Annotated in this window: 19 protein-coding genes; 11 read left to right on the top strand and 8 right to left on the bottom strand. The window is 66.3% G+C overall.

Going from position 1 to position 22605, the window contains the following annotated elements:
- Nucleotides 1-241: 241 nt before the first annotated feature.
- Together aceB and aceA are read right to left on the bottom strand one after the other, a co-directional pair.
- Nucleotides 242-1876, bottom strand: coding sequence for a malate synthase A (aceB, locus tag AC5RWO_RS19285; RefSeq protein ID WP_498733238.1), 1635 nt, complete (start codon nucleotides 1874-1876; stop codon nucleotides 242-244).
- A gap of 97 nt (nucleotides 1877-1973) precedes the next feature.
- Entirely contained in the window at nucleotides 1974-3290 is a 1317-nt protein-coding gene (gene aceA / locus AC5RWO_RS19280; RefSeq protein WP_498733236.1) for an isocitrate lyase, read from the bottom strand.
- 131 nt (nucleotides 3291-3421) lie between these two features.
- On the opposite strand from aceA, the gene AC5RWO_RS19275 reads away from it, so the two are divergent.
- From AC5RWO_RS19275 to AC5RWO_RS19230, 10 genes are all read left to right on the top strand, one after another.
- Entirely contained in the window at nucleotides 3422-4939 is a 1518-nt protein-coding gene (locus tag AC5RWO_RS19275; protein ID WP_498733234.1) for a helix-turn-helix domain-containing protein, read from the top strand.
- A gap of 140 nt (nucleotides 4940-5079) precedes the next feature.
- A complete protein-coding gene (locus AC5RWO_RS19270) occupies nucleotides 5080-5973 on the top strand; it encodes a universal stress protein (RefSeq protein WP_498733232.1) in 894 nt (297 codons plus the stop codon).
- Nucleotides 5927-7510, top strand: coding sequence for a MocR-like pyridoxine biosynthesis transcription factor PdxR (gene pdxR, locus AC5RWO_RS19265; protein WP_498733230.1), 1584 nt, complete (start codon nucleotides 5927-5929; stop codon nucleotides 7508-7510). The genes AC5RWO_RS19270 and pdxR overlap by 47 nt, the downstream gene beginning before the upstream one ends.
- Nucleotides 7511-7733: 223 nt before the next feature.
- The gene (alr, locus tag AC5RWO_RS19260) at nucleotides 7734-8921 is read left to right on the top strand and encodes an alanine racemase (protein WP_498733228.1); all 1188 of its coding nucleotides are present in this window, start codon (nucleotides 7734-7736) and stop codon (nucleotides 8919-8921) included.
- 134 nt (nucleotides 8922-9055) lie between these two features.
- Nucleotides 9056-10426 carry an aspartate aminotransferase family protein gene (locus tag AC5RWO_RS19255; protein ID WP_498733226.1) on the top strand — a complete coding sequence of 457 codons (1371 nt, stop codon included), beginning with the start codon at nucleotides 9056-9058 and terminating at the stop codon, nucleotides 10424-10426.
- 50 nt (nucleotides 10427-10476) lie between these two features.
- Nucleotides 10477-11562, top strand: a complete 1086-nt coding sequence (gene pta / locus AC5RWO_RS19250; protein ID WP_498733224.1) for a phosphate acetyltransferase — start codon at nucleotides 10477-10479, stop codon at nucleotides 11560-11562.
- A gap of 43 nt (nucleotides 11563-11605) precedes the next feature.
- The gene (locus tag AC5RWO_RS19245; protein ID WP_498733223.1) at nucleotides 11606-13183 is read left to right on the top strand and encodes an APC family permease; all 1578 of its coding nucleotides are present in this window, start codon (nucleotides 11606-11608) and stop codon (nucleotides 13181-13183) included.
- A gap of 76 nt (nucleotides 13184-13259) precedes the next feature.
- Nucleotides 13260-14333, top strand: coding sequence for a YeiH family protein (locus AC5RWO_RS19240; protein ID WP_498733221.1), 1074 nt, complete (start codon nucleotides 13260-13262; stop codon nucleotides 14331-14333).
- 35 nt (nucleotides 14334-14368) lie between these two features.
- Nucleotides 14369-15496 (top strand): PLP-dependent cysteine synthase family protein, encoded by a 1128-nt coding sequence (locus tag AC5RWO_RS19235; RefSeq protein WP_498733220.1) that lies wholly within the window; start codon nucleotides 14369-14371, stop codon nucleotides 15494-15496.
- Nucleotides 15497-15720: 224 nt separating this feature from the next.
- Entirely contained in the window at nucleotides 15721-16416 is a 696-nt protein-coding gene (locus AC5RWO_RS19230; RefSeq protein WP_498733218.1) for a DUF6994 family protein, read from the top strand.
- Nucleotides 16417-16639: 223 nt separating this feature from the next.
- Here the strand turns inward: AC5RWO_RS19230 and AC5RWO_RS19225 are convergent, their stop codons facing one another.
- From AC5RWO_RS19225 to AC5RWO_RS19205, 5 genes are all read right to left on the bottom strand, one after another.
- A complete protein-coding gene (locus AC5RWO_RS19225; RefSeq protein ID WP_498733216.1) occupies nucleotides 16640-17398 on the bottom strand; it encodes a hypothetical protein in 759 nt (252 codons plus the stop codon).
- Nucleotides 17391-18086 carry a helix-turn-helix domain-containing protein gene (locus AC5RWO_RS19220; RefSeq protein WP_498733214.1) on the bottom strand — a complete coding sequence of 232 codons (696 nt, stop codon included), beginning with the start codon at nucleotides 18084-18086 and terminating at the stop codon, nucleotides 17391-17393. Before AC5RWO_RS19220 ends, AC5RWO_RS19225 begins: the two co-directional genes overlap by 8 nt.
- Before the next feature lie 149 nt (nucleotides 18087-18235).
- Entirely contained in the window at nucleotides 18236-18421 is a 186-nt protein-coding gene (locus AC5RWO_RS19215; protein ID WP_498733212.1) for a hypothetical protein, read from the bottom strand.
- Nucleotides 18422-19029: 608 nt separating this feature from the next.
- Complete coding sequence (locus AC5RWO_RS19210) at nucleotides 19030-19449, bottom strand: Fur family transcriptional regulator (RefSeq protein ID WP_498733210.1); 420 nt, start codon at nucleotides 19447-19449, stop codon at nucleotides 19030-19032.
- A 113-nt stretch (nucleotides 19450-19562) separates the two neighbouring features.
- A complete protein-coding gene (locus AC5RWO_RS19205) occupies nucleotides 19563-20987 on the bottom strand; it encodes a hypothetical protein (RefSeq protein WP_498733209.1) in 1425 nt (474 codons plus the stop codon).
- A gap of 114 nt (nucleotides 20988-21101) precedes the next feature.
- Between AC5RWO_RS19205 and AC5RWO_RS19200 the strand changes: the two genes are divergently transcribed.
- Nucleotides 21102-22175, top strand: coding sequence for a DNA polymerase IV (locus AC5RWO_RS19200; protein WP_498733207.1), 1074 nt, complete (start codon nucleotides 21102-21104; stop codon nucleotides 22173-22175).
- Nucleotides 22176-22177: 2 nt separating this feature from the next.
- On the opposite strand, the gene AC5RWO_RS19195 is transcribed toward AC5RWO_RS19200, so the two are convergent.
- The gene (locus AC5RWO_RS19195; RefSeq protein ID WP_498733205.1) at nucleotides 22178-22552 is read right to left on the bottom strand and encodes a PH domain-containing protein; all 375 of its coding nucleotides are present in this window, start codon (nucleotides 22550-22552) and stop codon (nucleotides 22178-22180) included.
- Nucleotides 22553-22605 lie beyond the last annotated feature (53 nt).

The raw sequence follows: 22605 nt of genomic DNA, 5'->3' as shown, positions 1-22605 counted from the left end.
CGGGCGCTGAGTCGCGAGGGGCGGGCGAACCTTCACGACAGGACAGGAGGATGCCCCGAACCATAGTGGTCCGGGGCATCGTTGCCTATTTACTTAGCCAGTGCTTCCGCACAGCCATCCGGCCCGCCCGGCTTTCGGGCAAACTGTGGCGAATGAGGGGCCGGACGGCTCTGCGGAAAGTTCAGGCCGGCGGCGGGGAGGGCAGTTGCTGGCCGATGGTCCTCCCCGGCCGCCGGACGGGTTAGGCGGCGACGAGCTCTTCGCGCTTTTCGTGCAGGTAGCGCTCGTAGGCGGGGACGGTCAGGAAGGCCGGGAACTCTTCGCCCAGGGCCACTTCCTCGAAGATCTCGCGTGCGTCGTCGAAGAGGTCGTCCTCGAAGCGCGGCAGCTTGGCGAATTCTTCGTCCAGCAGTCGCTGCACCCAGTCCAGGCTGATGATCTCGCCTTCGTCGGTGATCGCGGACTGGCGGATCCACTGCCAGATCTGCGAGCGGGAGATCTCCGCGGTGGCGGCGTCCTCCATCAGGTTGTGGATGGCGACAGCGCCGTTGCCCCGCAGCCAGGACTCGATGTAGCGGATGCCTACCTCGATATTGGTGCGGATGCCGCGTTCGGTGATCTTTCCCTCCGTGCCGGCGATGTTCAGCAGGCCGCGGTCATCGGGCGTGACGTCGTCGCGCTGGCGTTCGATCTGGTTGGGCTGCCCGCCGAGCACGGAGTCGAACACGTCGCGGGCCACCGGCACCAAGTCCGGGTGGGCCACCCATGAGCCGTCGAACCCGTCGTTGGCCTCGCGGGTCTTGTCCGCGCGGACCTTCTCCATCGCGATGGAGTTGGCTTCCGGGTCGCGGCGGTTCGGGATGAAGGCCGCCATGCCGCCGATCGCCATGGCGCCGCGGCGGTGGCAGGCGCGCACCAACTGCTCGGTGTAGGAGCGCATGAACGGTGCGGTCATGGTCACCTGCGTGCGGTCCGGCATGACGTACCGGGCGCCGCGGGTGCGGAAGTTCTTGATCACCGAGAAGATGTAGTCCCAGCGGCCGGCGTTCAAGCCCGAAGCGTGCTCGCGCAGTTCGTAGAGGATCTCCTCCATCTCGAACGCTGCCGTGATGGTCTCGATCAGGACGGTGGCCCGGATGGTGCCCTGCGGGATGTCCAGCATGTCCTGCGCCAGGATGAAGATGTCGTTCCACAGCCGTGCCTCGAGGTGGTTCTCGATCTTCGGCAGGTAGAAGTAGGGTCCGCGGCCCTGGGCGATCAGCCGCTGGGCGTTGTGGAAGAAGTAGAGCCCGAAGTCCACGATCCCGCCGGCCACCGGCTCACCGCCGACCAGCATGTGCTTCTCCGGCAGGTGCCAGCCGCGCGGCCGGACCACAATGGTGGGCAGGTCGGTCAGCCGCGTGCCATGAACCTTGTACTCCTTGCCCTCGGGCGAAGTGAAGTCGATCTTCCGGTCCAGCACGTCGGTGAGGTTCAGCTGTCCGTTGATGACGTTGGACCAGGACGGGGTGGAGGAGTCTTCCATGTCCGCGAGCCAGACCTTCGCGCCGGAGTTGAGCGCGTTGATGGTCATCTTCTTCTCCACCGGCCCGGTGATTTCCACCCTGCGGTCCTCCAGCCCGGGTGCGGGCGGGGCAACCTGCCAGGACTCGTCCTCGCGGATGCTCCGGGTGCCGGGCAGGAACTTCGGGTCGTGGCCCTTGGCGATGCAGCGGCGGCGGTCCTTGCGCAGCTGCAGCAGTTCCTCGCGGCGGCCGGCGGTGGCCTTGTGCAGGCGGGCGACGAAGTCCAGTGCCTGCGGGGTCAGGATTTCCTCCTGGCGCCGTACGGGCGTAGCGGTCAGCGTGATGCCGTTCAAGGTGATCGGATCGTTCATGGCACTTACTCCTAAGGAAATGTCCATCGAGTGGGCAGCTGATGCCCTATTCGGCCCTCGAAAGGGGCATCAGCTGCTTCGTCGATGGGAAAACTGTTTAGTGGAACTGGCCTTCTTCGGTGGAACCCACCAAAGCCAGGGTGCTGCCATTCGGGTTGAGGGCAGTTGCGATCTGGTCGAAGTAGCCGGTGCCTACTTCGCGCTGGTGCTTGGTTGCGGTGTAGCCGCGGTCTTCTGCGCCGAATTCCTTTTCCTGCAGCTCGACGTAGGCGCTCATGCCGTCACGTGCGTAACCGTGGGCCAGATCGAACATCGAGTAGTTCAGGGCGTGGAAGCCGGCAAGCGTGATGAACTGGAAGGTGAAGCCCATGGCGCCGAGTTCGCGCTGGAACTTCGCAATGGTGGCGTCGTCCAGGTGCTTCTTCCAGTTGAAGGACGGGGAGCAGTTGTAGGAGAGCATCTGGTCCGGGAACTCCGCCTTGACGGACTCGGCGAACTTGCGGGCCAGCTCCAGGTCCGGCGTTCCGGTCTCCATCCAAATGAGGTCGGAGTACGGGGCGTAGGCCTTGGCCCGGGCGATGCACGGCTCGATGCCGTTGCGGACCTTGTAGAAGCCCTCCGGGGTGCGCTCGCCGGTGATGAACTCGCGGTCCCGCTCGTCCACGTCCGAGGTAATCAGCGTGGCTGCTTCGGCATCGGTCCGGGCGATGATGACGCTCGGGGTGCCGGCGACGTCGGCGGCCAGGCGTGCGGCGTTCAGCGTCCGAATGTGCTGGGCCGTCGGGATGAGGACCTTGCCGCCCAGGTGGCCGCACTTCTTCTCCGAGGCGAGCTGGTCTTCCCAATGGACGCCGGAGGCGCCGGAGGAAATCATCGACTTCATCAGCTCGTAGGCGTTCAGCGGGCCGCCGAAACCTGCCTCCGCGTCAGCAACGATCGGGACCAGCCAGTCCTCAACGCTCTGGATGCCCTCGGAGTATTCGATCTGGTCGGCACGCAGCAGCGCGTTGTTGATCCGGCGGACCACCTGCGGCACCGAGTTCGCCGGGTAGAGCGACTGGTCCGGGTAGGTGTGGCCGGAAAGGTTGGCGTCGGCGGCGACCTGCCAGCCGGAAAGGTAGATGGCGCGGAGCCCGGCCTTGACCTGCTGCACGGCCTGGTTGCCGGTCAGGGCGCCCAGGGCGTTGGTGTACTGCCCGGTCTTGGCTTCCTCGGTCAGCTGCTTCCACAGCTTCTCGGAACCGCGCTTGGCCAGGGTGTGCTCTTCCTGCACACGGCCACGGAGGCGGACGACATCCGCTGCGGAATAGTCACGAGTGATGCCCTCCCAGCGGGGATTGGCGGCCCACTCGAGCTCCAGTGCCTTGGCTGCTTCTTCAGCTGTCTGCGGTGCCGGCTCAAATGATGCTGTCATTGCGCTTCTCCTTGGTTTCCCCGACGTCCCTGCCGGGTGACTTCAGTTACGGCTTGAATGCCGAACTTCTTCGTGAAAACGACTATTCCGTACCTTGCAAGGGGTTATCTAGACCAAAATGCTGGAAAGATTTGCATTTCTTCGCGTATCCTCAAGAAATGACTTCTACCAGCTGGCACCGTCCCGCGAAGGCCCCCGTCGAGCCAACCAACGACGGCGACATCGACCTGATCAGCCTCGGTCGCCGCGTGCGGCACTTGCGTAAGTCGCAAGGCAAGACGCTTGACGACCTGGGCGCCGCCGTCGGCACCGCGCCGTCGCAGCTGTCGCTGATCGAGAACGGCAAGCGCGAGCCCAAACTCGGCCTGCTGCAGTCGCTCGCCAAGGCCCTCGAAGTCAGCATGGACCAGCTGCTGGGCACCGAACCGCCCAGCCGCCGCGCTGCCCTGGAAATCGAGCTGGAACGCGCCCAGCGCGGGCCGCTCTACCAGTCGCTCGGCCTGCCCAAGGTCCGCATCAGCTCAAGGCTGCCCATGGATGTGCTCGAATCGCTCCTGGGCCTGCAAAGCGAGCTGGAGCGCAGGCTCAATGAACAGCTCGCCACACCGGAGGAAGCCCGCCGCGCCAATGCCGAGCTGCGGAAGAAAATGCGCGAGCAGAACAACTACTTCCCGGAGATCGAGCAGGAGGCCGAGCGGGTGCTCAAGGCCGTGGGCCACACCACCGGCCCGCTGTCACACCACCTCGTCGCGGACATCGCGGCCCACCTGGGTTTCAGCTTGCACGACGTGTCAGACCTGCCGCATTCCACCCGTTCGGTGACGGATTTAAAGAACATGCGGATCTACCTCACGCAGTCGCAGCGCTCCGAGCACAGTACCCGTTCCATCCTCCTGCAGGCCCTGGGCCACTACGTGCTCGGCCACGAGACGCCGGAAAATTATGCCGAATTTCTCCGGCAGCGCGTCGCGACCAACTATTTTGCCGCGTCGCTGATGATGCCGGAGAAGGCCACGGTGGACTTTCTGCAGCAGGCGAAGAACGCCAAGGAACTGGCTGTGGAGGACATCCGCGACGCGTTCGCGGTTTCCTATGAAACCGCGGCGCACCGCTTCACCAACCTCGCCACCGAGCACCTGGGCATTTCGGTGCACTTCCAGAAGGTCCATGAAAGCGGCATCATCCACAAGGCTTATGAGAACGACGGCGTGAACTTCCCGTCGGATCACATCGGCGCGATCGAGGGGCAGAGCATCTGCCGCTACTGGACCTCGCGCGCGGTGTTCGAGGTGCCGGACCAGTTCAGCGCCTACAACCAGTACACGGACACGTCGGTGGGAACGTTCTGGTGCACCGCCCGCACCGAGCGGTCCGCCGCCGGCAAGTTCTCGCTGAGCATCGGGGTGCCCTACGTCCACGTGAAGTGGTTCCGCGGCCGGGACACCACGGAGCGCTCCACCTCCACCTGCCCGGACGAGCAGTGCTGCCGCCGGCCGCCGAAGTCGCTGCTGGACCAGTGGTCGGGCCACGCCTGGCCCAGCGCCCGCGCCCAGACCCACCTGCTCGCCGCCATGCCCCAGGGCGCGTTCCCCGGCGTGGACGAGACGGAAGTGTATTCCTTCCTCGCCCAGCACTCCCCGGAGGACTAAAATTGCGCCGTCGTTAGTGGCGGTGACGTACGTCATAATGGGTGCTGGTGTTTCCAACCCACACCCTCGGCTGGTAGTGATGGGCGGACACGATGCAACGGTGCCGTCGCGCGCGGCCTGAGCCAATGGAGGCTGGATAGATGCGATACGTGGTCGGCTGTACCGAGGACGAACGCGGCCGCGAAGCCATTGCCCTGGCGCGTGCCCTCGCCCGGGCGCCCGGCGCGGAGCTTGATCTGGTGCATGTCCTCCCCGGACCGGGAGACCAGCTCCGGTTGGCGCAGGAGCGCGAATACCAGCAGTACCTTGCCGGACAGGCCGACGCCTGGCTGGACAAGGCGCTGGCGCTCGTGCCGGCGGACGTCACCGCGCGCAAGCACATCCGGACCGCGGATTCTTTCGCGGAGGGCCTGATCGAAGCGGCGGAGGAATTCGGGGCGAGGCTGATCGTGGTCGGCGCCGCCAGCAAGGGCTTGTTCAAGCGATTCACTGTCGGGTCGGTAGCGAACGCGCTGCTGCACGCCTCCCCGGTGCCGGTGGCGCTGGCTCCCTCCGGCTACCGCCCGCCCCGCGACATCACTCGGCTCACGTGCGCGCTCGGGACACGGCCCGGCGCCGAGACCTTGCTCGACGTGGCTATCGAGGCGGCGGCGATGCGCCACGTCCCGCTGCGGGTGATTTCCCTGGTGACGCTCGACGCCGGATCTGGCCGGTCGGCGGCAGACGTTGAGAGCTGGGCGAAGAGCCACGCGGAGATCGCATTGGCTAAGGCCGTGGAGGGCGTAGCCAAGCGGACTTTGGTGACCGCGGCAGTGGCAAGCGGCGACTCCATCGAGGACGCCATCGAACGGTTGGACTGGGACGAGAGCGAAGTGGTGGTGATCGGTTCCAGCCGGCTCGCGGCACGCAGCAGGATCTTCCTGGGCGCGACGGCGAACAAGATGCTGCGTGCTCTGCCGGTCCCGATGGTAGTGGTGCCCCGCGACCATGTCCGGCTGGATGAGGATCCCGGGCTGCCGGCAGACAGTGATTAGCGCCGGGAGCGGGGAGACGGACCGGCAGGCACGGGCGGCGCAGGCGCAGGTATCCGCCGTCGCGTCCGCCGTCGTACGAACGCCGATCTCCATCAACGAAGACAGCACCGCGCCGCTCTACCGGCAACTGCGCGAGGCGCTGGAGCACCAGATCATCAGCGGCGGCCTGAACCCCGAGTTGCCGCTGCCCTCCTCGCGGGAGTTGGCGCGTGAACTGGGGCTTTCGCGCAATACCGTCAACGCGGCGTACCAGGAACTGCAGGCGCAGGGAATCATCGAGCCACACGCCCGGCGCGGGTTTTTCGTCAACCTGCAGATGTTGCACGGCGCCGCTCCGGCTGACGGCGGCACGGCTGCGCGCGCCGAGAAGGTGGACTGGTCCCGGCATCTGGGCCGCCGCCTGGATGCCGGCATGCCCGAGATCACCAAGGTGCGCGACTGGGTCTCCTATCCGTATCCGTTTGTGGCCGGCCAGGTGGACGAGAAGGACTTTCCGCGGCTCGGCTGGGCCAAGGCGCTGCGCGACGCGCTGGATCCGCCGCACCTGCACTACAGCCTGCGCGACGGCGTCGACGAGGACGATCCGCTGCTGGTCCGGATGCTCTGCCAGCAGGTCCTGCCCGCCCGCGGCATCGAAGCAGCTCCGGAGAACGTCCTGATCACCTCGGGGTCGCAGCAGGGGCTGGACCTGCTGGCGCACACCATCATGGAGCCCGGAACCGTCGTCGGGGTGGAGGACCCGGGCTACACGGATGCCCGGCACACCTTTGTCCGCGCCGGCGCCGAGCTGCGGCCGCTGCCGGTGGACGACGCCGGCCTGGTACCGCCGGAGCGGCTGGACGGCATCGGATTGCTGTACCTCACGCCCAGCCACCACAGCCCCACCAATGTGACGCTGTCCGGCGCGCGCCGGCACCAGATCCTCGCCGACGCCCGTGCCGCGGACGCCCTGATCATCGAGGACGACTACGACAGCGAGTTCCGCTACCGCGGAAAGCCGACGCCGGCACTCAAGGCGCTGCCCAACAGCGAACGCGTCATCTACCTCGGATCCTTCACGAAGTTCCTTGCGCCGGGGCTGCGGCTGGGCTACCTGGTGGCCGACGCGGAGCTGGTGGCCGAGCTGCGGAACCAGCGCCGCTACCGGCTGCGGCATATCTCCGGACACCTGCAGCGGGCGATGGCCCTGCTCATCGAATCCGGCCAGTACCGCCGGACCATCCGACGACGGCGGACCCAGCTGCAGCGCAAATGGGTCGTCCTCACCGAGGCACTGGATGAGGTGCTGCCTTGGAACGTCAACGCACCGCCGGGCGGCGTGAGCATCTGGCTCCGCGGACCCGAGGGGCTCGACTGCGTCCAGCTCGCCGAAAAGGCCCTCGAGGCTGGCGTGGTGATCGAGCGCGGCGACGTGTTCTTCGCCGATCCGCTGGCCAACCGCGAATGCTTCCGGCTCGGCTTCGCCGCCATCGACATCGCCGACATCCGGCCGGGCGTCGAGCGGCTTGGCAAGGTCATCGCCGAACTGACGTACTAAAGCCAGCGGGCTGACACTGACGGACCGTTTCCCGGCGGACTGAGGATCGTCCTGGGCTGCCCCGCTGGTACCTGAACAATGGGGCCGGACTGGCCCTGTCCGTGGCCGATCCCAGTGACCCACAGTGTTGATACCGGGTGCGCTCCCGCGCGCCCGACCCACCCAAGACAGACCCACTAATACACCCGCAATTCCAGCGAACCTCCACACAAAAGGAGCAATCATGACAGAAACACTGGCAAGCCGGCCCCCTGCTGAAATCCCTTCGCAGCCGCAGCCGCATCCGCAGCGCGTCGCCATCATCGATCTGGACGCCATCAGCCAGAACGTCACGATGCTGCGATCGGTGGCCCGGTCCGGCGAGCTGATGACCGTGGTGAAGGCAGACGGTTACGCCCACGGCCTGGTACCCGTGGCCCAGGCAGCGCTGGCCGGCGGTGCCACTCGTCTGGGAACCGCCGTGCTCGAAGAGGCCTTCGCCCTGCGCGACGCCGGCGTCACCGCGCCGATCTTTTCGTGGCTCGCCTCGCCGGGAACGGACTATGCCGCGGCAATCCGGCGGGACATCGAACTGGCGGCCTACGGCACGGACCAGCTGGCCGAAATCATCCAGGGGGCCCAGGCGGCAGGCACTCCCGCCGTCGTTCATTTGAAGGCGGATACCGGAATGTGGCGCGGCGGTGCGGCCCCCGCGGACTGGCCCGAGCTGGTGGCAGCCGCCCGGAGAGCGGAAGCGGACGGACTGGTCCGGGTGGTGGGGCTCTGGTCCCATCTGGCCTGCGCAGACGAGCCCGGACATCCGTCCCTGGCGGCCCAGCTGCGCGTCTTCAAGGAGGCCACCGACATAGCCCGTGCCGCAGGCCTGCGCCCGACGCTGCGACATATCGCCAATTCGGCGGCGACGCTGTCCCTGCCCGAGAGCCATTTCGACATGGTCCGCCCCGGCATCGCGACCTATGGGATCAATCCGATTCCCGTGGAACATCGCAAGGGCATGCCGCGCCTGCGCCCGGCGATGACCCTGGCCGGAGCAATCGTCCAGACCAAGCGCGCCCCGGCCGGGTCCGGCGTCTCCTACGGCCACACCGAGATTCTGCCCAAGGAGACCACTCTCGCCGTCGTGCCCTTGGGCTATGCCGACGGCGTTTTCCGCAGTGCCAGCGGTGCTGGCCAGGTGCAGGTGGGCGGCGGGCGTTACCGCGTCACGGGGCGGGTCTGCATGGACCAGTTCATCATCGACGTCGGCGATGACGCGGTTGCGGCGGGGGACCGGGTGGTCCTGTTCGGCCCGGGCGACGACGGCGAGCCGAGCGCCGATGACTGGGCTGACGCGGCCGGAACCATTCCGTACGAGGTGCTGACCCGCATCGCGGCGCGGGTGCCGCGGGTCTACCGCGGATCTGGTACCTAAAAAGTCATCCCATTCTGGGTCTTTGGTGGGTCCTGGCAATAGTCCAGAGTGATACACACCACACCATGATCCGGTCATGGTGGTCCGATCAGCCCAGTGCTGATGCATCGTAAAGAATTCGACTGGAGGGTCCCGTGACTAACTCAGAGAACCGCACGCTTGCCCAGCGGCACCTGTTTCCGCACTTCACCACCGGTAAAGCCTGGCGGGACCCTAACCTGCCCATCATCGTCAGCGGCGAGGGCTGCTACCTCATCGACGAGGACGGCAACCGCTTCCTGGACGGCCTGGCCGGTCTGTTCTGCGTGAACATGGGCCACGGCCGCACCGACATCCCCGCCGCCGCCACCAAGCAGATGTCCAAGCTGGCGTACTGGACCAACTGGGGTTCCGCCCACCCGGCAGCCGTCGAGGCCGCCACCACCATCGCCAGCCTGGCGCCGGGCGACCTGGACGTGACGTTCTTCGTCAACTCAGGTTCCGAGGCCGTGGAATCCGCGATCAAGTTTGCCCGCCAGTACCACCGCAGCCAGGGCCAGCCCGAGCGAACCAAGATCATCGCCCGCAACATGGCCTACCACGGCACCACCCTGGGCGCGCTCGCCGTCACCGGCATCCCCGCCTACAAGGAAGCCTTCGGCGAGCTGATGCCCGGCGTGCGGCACGTGCCGAACACGCTCGGCGAGACCATCCCCGAGGGTGGCACGGCGGCGGACCTGCCCAGCATCCAGGCCATCCTGCAGGTCATCGAGGAAGAGGGCGCGCACACCATCGCCGCCCTGTTCGCCGAGCCGGTGCAGAACTCCCGCGGCGCGCTGGTCCCGCCGCCGGGCTACTGGCAGGAACTGCGCGCCATCTGCGACCGCTTCGGCATCCTGCTGGTCGCGGACGAGGTCATCTGCGGCTTCGGCCGTCTGGGCGAGTGGTTCGGCAGCACAAAGTACGACGTCGTTCCGGACCTGCTGACCTTCGCCAAGGGTTCCACCTCCGGCTACGCGCCGCTGGGCGGAGTCCTCATCCGCACCCCGCTGGCCAACGCGCTGCTGGATTCCCCGGCCGCCGGCATCTTCACCCATGGCGCCACCTGGGGCGGACACCCGGTATCGACGGCGGTGGCGGTGGCCAACCTCGGCGCCCTGCAGGAAGAGAACATCCCCGGCAATGTGCGCAGCCTCGAACCCTACTTCCAGGCAGGGCTCAACCAGATCCGCGACGCGCACCGCAGTGTGCTGGAGTGGCGCGGCACCGGCTTCTTCTACGCCATCGAGCTCACCGGCGACCGCGAGACCGGACGGACCCTGACGCCCGAACAGTCCAAGGAGCTCCTCGGCAGCGTGATGCCCAAGGCAATGCGGGAGGTCAACCTCATCACCCGCCCGGACAACCGTGGCGCCACCATGCTGGTGCTCTCGCCGCCACTCGTCGCCGACCAGGCCGTGCTGGATGACCTGCTGACCAAGGTGGACCACGTCATGTCCGCCACGGACAAGCATCTGGGGCTCTAGGCAATGATGTCGATTAGGGTCTCCGGACCGGCGGTGGGGCGGTGCACGGCATGACCACGCAGGTGGCCGGCCGCCGGCTGGCGGAGAAGCAACTGGCGGACAACCAGCTGGCCGATGACCAGCAGCTGGCGGACAACCAGCTGCAGGCCGGCTGGGTCGCCCGGCTCGCCGGGGACCGGAACCGGGTGGTGCTGGCGGACGGGCGGGACGAACGCGTCCTCGCCGCCGCCGCGGAGCTGGCCGGCCTGGGCATTGTGCCCGTGCTGGTCGACGAGCCGGCCGAAATCCGCCGCTCGGCCGCGGCCGCCGGCGTCAGGCTACCTGCCGACGTCGTTATCCTGGCCCCGGAGCAGGTGAGCCGCTCCGGGGCGGGGGAGCTTCTCGCCGAGCGCGCCGCCGGACGCAAACCCGGAACGATCGAGGGGTGGCTGGCGGATCCGCTGTACCTGTCCATGGCGGCGCTGGCCGCGGGTGACGCCGATGCCTGCGTTGCCGGCGCGAACCGGCCCACCGCCGACGTCCTGCGCGCGGCGTTGCGCGTGGTCGGCACGGCGGAGGGATCGGACTGCGTGAGCAGCAGCTTCCTGATGCACCTGCAGGACGGCCGGACGTTCGGCTACGGCGACTGCGCCGTGCTGCCGGAGCCCGACGCCGGCCAGCTCGCCGAGGTGGCGGTCGCCACCAGCCGCACGTTCGCGGCCCTCACCGGCGAGGAGCCGCAGGTGGCCATGCTGTCCTTCAGCACCATGGGCAGCGCCGACCATGCCAGCGTGTCCCGGGTCCGCGAGGCCACCGACATCGTGCGGGAGCGGGAGCCGGGGCTGGCCGTCGACGGCGAACTGCAGTTCGACGCCGCCCTGCTCGAATCCGTGGCCCGCAGCAAGGCGCCGGACTCCGGCGTCGCCGGGCACGCCAACGTTTTCATCTTTCCCAATCTCGCCGCGGGCAACATCGGTTACAAGATCACCCAGCGGCTCGGCGGAGCGGCGGCCTACGGGCCGATCCTGCAGGGGCTCGCCCTGCCCGTCAACGACCTCTCCCGCGGCTGCACCGCGGCCGACGTCGTGAATGTAGCGATCATCAGCGTTTTGCAATCCCAAACCAGCGTCACCAGGCCCGGTCCCTTCGGACTGTAGCCAGCACGGGCAGAGACTTCTGCCCCTGGAGAATGAGGTTTACATGAAAGCAACAACTGAGACCGGCAACGTGGCCGGCAGCGGAGCTTCAACCGGACCGGCGGCAACCCCCGGACCCGACCAGCCCGAACGGCTGGCCAAGACCCTCAAGCCCAGCTGGGTCTGGGCCATCGCGCTTGGCTCGGCCGTCGGCTGGGGCGCGTTCATCCTGCCCACCGACTGGATCGCCGCGGCGGGACCGGTGGGCGCGATGAGCGGCTTCCTGATCGGCGGCGGGCTGATGGTGCTGATCGCCGTCAGCTACGGCTTCCTCATCCGCAGCTTCCCCGTCTCCGGCGGCGAGCTGGCGTTCGCGCTGGTCGGCTTCGGCCGGACCCACGCCTTCTTCTGCGGCTGGTTCCTGACCCTGGGCTACACCTGCATCGTGGCGCTGAACGCCTCGGCGCTGGCGCTGCTGTTCCGGAAACTGCTGCCCGGAGTGGTCCAGCAGGGCTACCTCTACACCATCGCCGGCTTCGACGTGTACATGGTGGAAGTGCTGATCTCGATCACCGCGCTGGTGGTCTTCGCCTACCTGAACATCCGCGGCACCGCGCTGTCCGGCCGGGTCCAGTTCATCGCCTGCGTGATCATGCTGATCGCCGTGGGCTGCATCCTGACGGCCGTGCTGATCCACCCGGAGAGCCTGGTCAGCAACGCCGCACCGGCCTTTCCCGAGGGCGTCTCGCCGCTGACCGCCATCCTGGCCATCGTCGCCATTGCGCCCTGGGCCTACATCGGTTTCGACAACGTGCCGCAGGCCGCCGAGGAGTTCGACTTCCCGGCCAGCAAGGCCATGAAGCTGATCGTGCTGGCGCTGCTGGCCGCGGCCGTGCTGTACGCGGCCATGATCGCCGCCGTCGCTGTTGCCGAGCCGTGGGAAGCGCTTGTTTCGGGCCAGTCGGCCTGGGGCACGGCGGACGCGGTGACCGGTCTGCTGGGCGGCGGCGGCATGCTGCTGCTGGCCATCGGCATCACCATGGGCGTGACCACCGGCCTGAACGGCTTCTACGTTTCCGCCAGCCGGATCCTGCTGGCCATGGGCCGGGCGCAGATGGTCCCGCAGGTCTTCGCCAAGCTGCACCCGAAGCACAAGACGCCGTACGTGGGCATCCTGTTTGTCGGCGCCTTCTGCCTGGTGACCCCGTGGTTCGGCCGGGCCGCGCTGGAATGGGTGGTCAACATGTCCGCCGTCGGCGTCACCGTGGCCTACCTGTACACCTGCCTGTGCGCCTTCAAGCTCTTCCGCAGCTCCGGCTCGGCACCCCGCCCGGGTGACCTGGAGGGCACACGTTCGACGACGAAGAAGGTGCTCAGCATGGTCGGCGCGGTCATCTCGGTGTCCTTCATGGCGCTGCTGCTGTTGCCCGGCTCGCCCGCCATGCTCGGCCCGGAGTCCATGACCGCCCTGCTGATCTGGATTGTGGTGGGAGTGGTGTTCTTCCTGCTGCGGCGCAAGCACAACCGGACGCTGACCAACGAGCAGGTGGATCTGCTGGTGCTGGGCAAGCCCCGGCCGGAAGGATTCGCCATCAAAGACAAGAACGCGCGGCGGGCCCAGGGCGACACCACGTCGGTCTAGCCAACGCTGCAAGGCCGATGTGCCGCGGGCACTCCCCGCGGCGCACCGGCCGCCATGAACGGAAAGGAAAACGACTATGGTGAACACCGTGACACAGACGGTAAAGGGCGGTCCGGCCGGGAAGCAATCGCGGCTGCGCTCGCTGGCGGAGTGGCTGCGCCGGAACTGGCCCGGCCTCACTGCCTGCGCCGTTGCCGTGCCGGCGGCGTTCGCCCTGCACCTGCTGATGCCGGCCGTGCCGGTGATGACCCTGGCCGTGATCATGGGCGTGCTGGCCGCCAACATCCCCGGCATCTCCCGCCTCACCGTCGGCCCATGGCGGAAAGGACTGGATTTTGCCGGCAAGCGGCTGATGCGTGCCGGAATCGTCCTGCTGGGCCTGAAGCTCAGCGTGGTGGACGTGCTGGAACTGGGCTGGGCCACGTTCGCGGTGATTGTCGCCGTCGTGCTTCTGGCCTTCGGCGGTACGTACCTGCTGGGCAAGGCCTTCCGGCTGCCGGGCGACCAGCCGCTGCTGATCGCCACCGGCTTCTCCATCTGCGGCGCCTCGGCCATCGGCGCGATGAGCGCGGTGCGCCGGTCCAAACAGCAGGACACCGTCATTCCGGTGGCGCTGGTGACCCTGTGCGGCACGCTGGCCATCGCCGTGCTGCCGCTGCTCATGCAGCCGCTGGGTCTGGGTCCGCTGGCCTTCGGCCAGTGGGTGGGCGCTTCAGTGCACGACGTCGGCCAGGTAGTCGCCACCGCGCAGACCGCGGGAACCGCGGCGCTCGCCGTCGCCATCGTCATCAAGCTGACCCGAGTGCTCACGCTGGCGCCCATGGTGGCCGTCACCGGCATCATCAGCCGCCGCAGCCATAAGGGGACCGCCGGCTCCGAGCACCTGAAGCTGCCGCCGATCGTGCCGGCCTTCATCCTCGGGTTCGTCGCGCTGGTGGCCGTGCGCTCCCTGCTGCCGGTGCCCGAGGGCGTGCTGGAGGCGGCGACCATCGTCCAGGACGTGCTGCTGGCCGCCGCGCTCTTCGGGCTGGGCTCGGCCGTGCGCATGCGCGAACTGTTCAGCTCCCGCGGCAGCGCCGTGCTGATGGCCCTGTGTTCCTGGGCGCTGATCGCCGGCCTGGCCTACGGTGGGATCCTGCTGCTGCAGTAAGCTTCTTTCGCCGAGCAACACTTTGGAAGGAAGCGATGACCGTCCCCACCCCAGCCACCCCACAGGTCCACGCCGAAGAGGACGTCGACCGGTACGACGTCGGCTACCGCAGTTGGCTGGCCGAGGCGCTGGCGAAGGTCCAGGCGGACGCCAACCGCTCTTCCGACACGCATCTGCTTGCCGTGCCGCTGCCGGAACAGTGGGGCGTGGACCTGTACCTGAAGGACGAGTCCACCCATCCCACCGGCTCCCTGAAACACCGGCTGGCCAGATCCCTGTTCCTACACGCCCTGTGCAACGGCTGGATCAGGCCGGGCAAGCCGGTCATCGAAGCCTCCAGCGGCTCCACCGCGATCTCCGAGGCGTACTTCGCGCGCCTCATCGGCGTCCCGTTCATCGCGGTCATGGCCCGGTCCACCAGCCAGCAGAAGGTCCAGCTCATCGAGTTCTACGGGGGCCAGTGCCACTTCGTGGAGAACCCGAACGAGGTGTACGAGGCGGCCGCGGCCCTGGCCCGGCAAACCGGCGGCCACTATATGGACCAGTTCACCTACGCCGAGCGGGCCACCGACTGGCGGGGAAACAACAACATCGCCGAATCGATCTTCGACCAGATGTCGCAGGAACGGCACCCGGAGCCTGCCTGGATCGTCGCCACGGCCGGCACCGGCGGCACCTCGGCCACGCTCGCCCGCTACATCCGCTACACAGGGCGGGCCACGGGAATCTGCGTTGCCGATCCGGAAAACTCCGCGTTCTTCCCGGCTTGGCGCGAGCAGGATGCCAGCGTCACCACGGCCACCGGCTCCCGGATCGAAGGGATCGGCCGCCAACGCGTTGAAGCCAGCTTCATCGGGTCCGCGATCGACCGGATGATGCGCGTCCCCGACGCCGCGGCCATGGCGTCCATCCGTATGCTGGCAGAACTGCTGGGCCGGCGGACCGGCGCGTCGACCGGAACGGGCCTGTGGTCAGCATTCCGGATCATTTCCGAAATGATCAGCACCGGCCAGCAGGGCAGCGTCGTGTCGTTGATCTGCGACCCGGGGGACAGATACCTCGACAAGTACTACTCGGACGAATGGCTGGCGGAGAACAAGATCGACGTCGGACCGTACTACCGCCGGTTGGAAACCTTCATGAACACAGGCATCCTTTCCTAAACGACGGGCAAGAAACTGCGCCAAAAACCGCAAATTCCGCAACCTCGAGCCAGAGCAGCGGGTAGGTCTGCCGCCCGGGCATGAGTGGGTGGATCCGTTCCCGGTCTGCCTGACTGCGGACGCAGCACCCGTTTCCTGCGCGGCGGCGAGGTGGCTGCGCTCAGGCGAAGGCGCGTAGCGTGTGGAGGGCAGCGAACGTCGGCCGCTCCTGCTAGTTTCAGTTCATGGGCGAGCCTAATGAGATTGACGTCGACTACAACTTCTTCGATGACACTCCGGCAGGTAAGGACCCCGACAGTCACAGCCCCACACTCCGGCGATACCATCAGCTCCTATGGAGCAAGCCGCTCCCCGACGGGCGGCCGTTCAAGCTCCAGGCTGCGCGCGCACTTTCGCCGTATCTTGTGTATGATGCAGACGGCACGAGAGTTGTTCTCGGGAGCGACACGATCGCGACGCGGCATCGAAGGAAACTGCACCACCTCTACACGCAGCTCCCGGACGAGGTCAATGACGCGTTCCTGCGGCGCTCCTACACGATCTGCGGCTTCATGATCTTCCCGGTCTCGCAGGGCAGTATCAATCAGAGACGAGGCACTCATCCGCGGATCCAAGACCGATGGGACTTGACTCTCGAAGCGATCCGGCGCTTTTACGAGGGTGGCACGAATCCCTTGGCTGCAGTCATGGACCGTCATGCCGACTTCTTCGAGCTCTTCGGCTCGTTCCAGGGATACGTCAAGCATTTCCTTCTCGACGACTTCGTGGATGAGCGTGGCGCTGTGCGCTTCTTGCTCCCCTTCGACGACTTCGAGCCACCGGCGCTGCCCTCCGACCTGCCAACGTACGCGCGTTATCGCCTGGACAGCCTGGAACTATTCGAGGCACGCCGCCTGCGCATCCTGAACGCGACCAGATAGCAGCCGCTGCGCGCTCGGCTCATCACCAAGTCCGGCAATAAGAACAACATCGACGTCGGACCGTACTGCCGCCGGTTGGAAACCTTCGTGAACACAGGGACCCTGTCCTAACGCGCAGGAGGCCGAACCTAAGAACGTCGGGCGAGTTGGGCGGCGTAGGCGGTGTTCAGGACTGGCGATAAGGGTGGGCGTCGTCGGCGTTCTTATTTGAGCTTGAGCCTGTTCAGCGGCCGCGGCGACGGCGGATCTGCTGCCAGGATGCGGAGGGCATCGGCGGCCGGTTGCCGGTCGGCTGCTTCCAGCAACAGCATGACGTGTGCGACGGATCAGACAGCGGCTTTTCGAGCATCCGGATCCGGGACCGGTCGCTGCCCTTTATTTGTTTGGCGGTGCCCAGTGGGTCTTTTACCGTTGCCAGCAGGACCGCTGCGTCATCGAGGTGGCGGGATTTGTCCCGGGAGTCCTCTTGGTAGGCGGCGCCCTTGAGGACCAGTGCGCCCAAGGCGTTGGGGATGCTGACCAGCACGGGCTCCTCGTGGGGCAGCATGATGCGACAGTTCACGGTGCGCTGCAGTGCCTGGGTTCCGGCAGGCAGCTTGAAGGGCTGGCGGCCGCCGAGGCGGGAAATCATTTTCGGTGCCGCGTGGTCGGCGATCATGACGTCGATCTGCTCATCGCCCCGCACGAAGCGGTGCGCGGGCGCTTCGCTGTCCACCGAAGCATGCAGCGTGTACCCGAGCTCGCCGAGTACCTGCTGGACGCGGCCGGTGGTCGCGGCCCCGGTTTCGATGTGCAGCACGATGTCGACGTCGGCGGTCGGCCGCGTAACGGCCAGATTGGCGGCTGCCGAATGCAGCTGCACCATAAGCCCGCCCACCAAAGTCCACTGGTCGGCCGGCAGATGTCTGGCCAGCTCTACGCACTGGGGCCAGGGCGAGTCCCAGCCACCGGGAGGGGAGGCTACCTCCCACAGCTCACGCACGGCGGAACTCCTCGAGCAGTTCGGTCAGGACCCGTTCTCCAGCACTGCGCTCCCGTGTGGCCAGGGAGTCCATCAGGTCGACGGCGATGGCGGCCAGCGGCGGCCGACCGTTGGCGGCGGCGAAGGCGTCAAACACCTCGATCTCATGGATCACTACGTTGCCGGCTGGGTCCGGGGCGAGAAAATAGTGTTCGGCGAGAGCATCAGCATCGCCGATGCCGACGTAGCCTTCCGCGATTCCGCCGCCGGCTGCCAGGCCGAAACGGGCGGCCGTGTGCTTGTTAGTCATAGCCGTAGGGCCTGTAGCCACCAGTTCTTCGGCTACCGCCGGAATACTGGCCGGGGGAGTGCGGTACCTTTTGACCTTGTCTTTGTGCCGGGCCAGACTGTGGATGTGGCGTGCGGTCAGCTCGTGATCGCGAAGGGATGCTTTGATCCGCGACCGGCGTGGCGGGATCAGCCATTCCGGGTTGTCACCCGAGAGCATGCTCAGCGTCGCCCATGCCGTGTGTGGAGCCCAGACCCGGCCACGCTGTACGCCCTGGTACTTGACCCGTTGGACCGAGGCTGGATCGATGATCATGGAACGCCCGGTGTGGCCGAGTTTGATGAGGCGGCCGGATGCCACCAGGTCTCGCACGCGGGCTTGATCAATGCCTAGCTGCTCCGCTGCCTCTGATGAGGTCATTCCGTCCATGATTACCACAAACACCTTCTTATCAACGGGTTAGTGGTAATTTACCAGATACCCGACGATATCATCGGGATAGTGGTAACCGTTGATGCAGGGCGAATAAAAGAGGCCGCCTTCCGGCGCCCTCCCTCGTCGATCGTTTGTCAGACCTTTTCGCGCGCCAGCTTGATCACCCGGGCGGGCGTCTCGCGGCCCAGATCGGCATCGAGTTCTTCGCGCAGCTTGGCTGCTTCCACCTTGACGCGCCGCTCGGCTCGGGCCTGCTGCTCGGGAGTGCGCCCGTGGCGGGTTGTGACACGCGAACGGTCAGCGTGTGTTGCGACTGCCATTCGTGCCCTCCTCCATCGCCTTATCTTCATTGTCTCTATCATCGTCGCGCCCGTCGATCGGAGCGTCGCTCGGGAGGGTGCCGAAAATTCGCCCAGAGGTTTGCGACTAGCATCCGTCCCTGAGTTCGACTACTCCGAGGCTGAGCATGTCCTGCTGGCCGAGGAGGACGGCGTCGAGATGTACAAATTTCAAACCGCCCCGTACCAGTTCAACGACCAGACTGAGGCAACGGAGCATGCAGGGCCACCGGATCATCATCGACGCCATCAGCCAACAAGACAGCGAACGATGAGGCTTTCATCTGGACTGGCAAGGTCCAGCGGCTACGCTCCCGGCCAGTTCGGTGGAAAGTTGATGCTTGCCAGGGGCGTTTGGGGCAGACTGGTGGGTGTGCGGAATCCCATGGGTGCTGCGCGTCGATCTCGACCAGTTCATCGCTGCCGTCGAAGTGCTCCGGCGGAACGTCAGCCACGCTCGCCCGCTACATCCGTTATACCGGGCGGGCCACAGGCATCTGCGTTGCCAATCCGGAAAACTCCGTGGTCCGTGCCATACCGGGCGCCCGTGGGGTCGCGCTGGGACGTCCGGATGCGGACGACGGCCTGGTTCAGCGGCAGGAAGAGCATGCCGGGCACACGCCGTAGATCTCCACCGTGTGCCCAACGCGGGTGAATCCACTCTCCCCGGCGACCTGGGTGGCCCATTGTTCCACCGCGGGCGCCTGGATCTCGATGGTGGCCCCGCATGAGCGGCAGACCAGATGATAGTGATGTTCTTTGGCCGCACAGCGCCGGAACACCGCTTCACGGTCCTCCCGATGAAGCACATCGACCGCACCGTTCTGCTGCTGCTGCTGGAGAATGCGGTAAACAGTGGTCAGCGAGACCGGCTCACAGCGCTCCCGGAGCCGGGCGTGCAGTTCCCGCGCACTGACAAAGCCGTCGAGCTCGTCGAGCACCCGGTTAACCGCCGCCTTCTGGCGCGTGGACCGGCCCTTGGCCCGAATAGCTGCACCGTTTGGCTGCACCGTGCCGCCCTCCTTCCAATCGGACTCCAAACATCATTCCCGCCTCGGATGCAGAGGATGCCCGGCCGGAAACCGGCGGACACCCTCTGCGTCAACGGCTCACACCGTGGTTATCAGTGGTCATGCCCGTCGTGGTCCTGGTCGTGTTCCTCGCCTTGGTCTCCTGCAGCGGCGTCGTCAGCGGGGGCTTCCGGGGCTTCCGGGTGTCCGGTGACCACAGTCATCTCGACTGGGGCGACTTCTAGATCAATTTCGTTGACGATCTTGCCGGCTTCCAGGTCCACAATCACGAGTTTCCGGTTCTCCGCGTCGGTCACGTACGCCATTGAGCCGGCAGCCTTGAGGATGGGGCCAGGCCGCTGCCACTCCTCCTTCTCCTCCCAGGATTCGATGACAGGGATCTCAGCGGTGATCTTGCCGGACTCCTCGTCGATGACGTTGAGTTCGCCGTCGTAGGTCAGTACCAGGGCCTCGCCCTCAGCGCCGCGTGCCAGGGAGCGGAACCAGTAGGAGGAGCCCAGTTCGACGGTTGTCAGCGAGTCCTCCAGGGAATCGATCAAGGCAACCTGGGTAGGACGTTCCAGCTCAGCTTCGGCATCGGTCTTCATGTCCCCGAGCACGATGTGCGATTCTTCCGAACCGGCCAGGTTGCCGTTGCGCTGGTAATCGTGCTCCGCCTTGACCTTGTGGAACCCGCCGTCGCGGTAGATAACCGGACCGTTCTCGCAACCCAGCACCACCACGTCGCCGTTCCCGTTGGGTGCCGCTGCTGCCTCGCCGTGCACGCCCGGGCAGTCCGATGTCTCCGCGACCACTTCATCGCCGTCCTTGACCTGGACTGTGTCCCGGGCATCCTCGGTCCCCTGCGTGGTCAACAGGGTGCCGTCGACCAACGGCAGGGCCACCCCGTGGTGGGCAGCGTCGGTGGCCGTCTTCTCGGTCAGTGGCTGGCCGTCCTTCAGGTGCTCGGACGTGAACGTCTGGATGGAGCCGTCGCCGTCGGCGAACAGTGTGGTCAGCCCGTTGTGAACCACCGCGTGGCCGGCATGCGGTGCCTGGAAGCTAATCCCGCTCATACCCGGATCCGACTCGTAGTAGTGGAAATGCTCGCCATGGCCTTGGGCATCGATTCCGGTGTTGTAAACCTCGAAGCTGTTGCCGTTAGTGACGATGACGTGCTGGCCGTCCCCGGCGTTGTTCAACCGCAGGAAGCCGGGCAGGTCCTCCTTGTGGACCACCTCGCCGGTCTCGGCATCCAGGGTGACCAGCCCGCCGTCGTGGCTGAGTACGACCCTTGGGGAGATGGACGCGGCCTCGGTTCGCGAGGCCTGCTGTTCTTCGTTGACAGGGCTCCCGGCGGCCGCGGACTCGGCGGCAGGGCCTGACGCATCCGCCCCGGGGGCGCAGGCCGAAACGGCGAGGGCCAGGACTGCCAGCGAGGCAGCAGATCCTAGGTGGCGGGTGCGCTGCAGCCGCAGGCGGGAGGCGGAGGTCGAGACACGGTTAGAGGATGGTAAAGGCGAAAGCGAATTGGTCATGCGAATGATTCTAATTAGTATTGAGAGTCGTTCGCAATAAAAGACACATTGGGTCGTGGGGCTCATCAGCGCACAACCGATGCGTGCAAGGGACGTTTAAGGCAGACTGGTGGCGTGAGCGGAATCCCATGGGTGCTGCACGTCGATCTCGACCAGTTCATCGCTGCGGTCGAAGTGCTCCGGCGGCCGGAGCTTGCGGGCAAGCCGATCATTGTCGGCGGCCGGGGCGATCCCACGGAACGAGCCGTGGTGTCGACGGCATCCTACGAAGCCAGGGCGTTCGGCGTGGGTTCCGGCATGCCCTTGCGAATTGCGGCCCGGAAAGTGCCCGACGCTGTGATTCTGCCCGTCGATCAGGAGGCTTACCTCGGAGCCTCCGAAACGGTGATGGCTACCCTGCGGGCGCAGCCGGCCGCCACCGTGCAGGTGCTGGGGTGGGATGAAGCCTTTGTGGGCACGGAGACAGAGGATCCGGAAGCCTACGCCCGGCAGGTGCAGGCCGCTGTCCTGGAGCGAACGCAGCTGCATTGCAGCGTGGGCATCGGCGACACCCTGGTCCGGGCCAAGGTCGCCACCGGTTTCGGTAAGCCGGCCGGCGTCTTCCGCCTTACTGCCAAAAACTGGCTCGACGTCATGGGCAGCCGGCCCACCAAGGACCTGTGGGGCGTCGGAACCAAAGTGTCTGGGCGGCTGGCCAAGCTCGGCATCTATACCGTCGCCGAGCTCGCCGCGGCCGACCCGCAGGACCTGGTCCCGGAGTTCGGCCCCAGGATGGGTCCTTGGTACGCGGAGCTCGGACGCGGGGACGGCGCGAGCGTTGTGGACGATACCCCGTGGGTTGCCCGTGGCCATAGCCGGGAGACGACCTTCCAGCGCGATCTGACCGAGCCCGCCCAAGTCGACGACGCCGTGCGGGAACTGACAGCGCGAGTCCTCGAGGATGTTGTCGCCGAAGGACGCCCCGTAATTGGGCTGACACTCAAGGTTCGCTACGCGCCGTTCTTCACCAAGACCCACGCGAAGAAGATTCCTGAGACCTTCGACCGGAACGAAATCCTCGCGCGGGCGTTGGACCTCGCATGCGCAATCGAAGCGGGCCGGCCGATCCGGCTCCTTGGTCTGCGGGCCGAAATGACAATGCCCGACGACGCCCGAAAGGGACATACGCCAACGCGTGGCGGCTGGTGAAGCTACAGGACAAACTGGGCTATGAGTTGCGAGAGCCCCTGGACATTGACGTTCCCCTTGAACTCAAGGCGGACCTTGCCAAGGCCGCTGAACCACAGGTCAAGCTCGCCGTCGAGATCGAACGTACCGGCAGTTTCCACGGAGAACGACTGGACCTTCGAGTAGGGCAGAGAGGTAAAGTCCCGCTTCTTGCCCGTCATGCCCTGAATGTTAACGGCGATCAAGCGCTTGTCGGTGAAGACCACGAAATCGCGGATGCCACGAAAAGCGGCAATCGCATTTTCGCCCTGAATGAGCAGCGGTTGGATGTCGCCGAAGAAGTCCTGCATGTTGGCTGCTTGAAGTTTGAAGAGCGAGCCGTTCGCAAAGTCGATCATGAGGTTTCTCCCGTAAAAGTCAGCGTTTGGGTGGAATTAGGCATGGCTACTGG

This window comes from Arthrobacter sp. B055-34 (genome assembly GCF_059090425.1).
The sequence above is the reverse complement of the archived record's forward strand: the minus strand, read 5'-3'. Positions and strand labels throughout refer to the sequence as shown.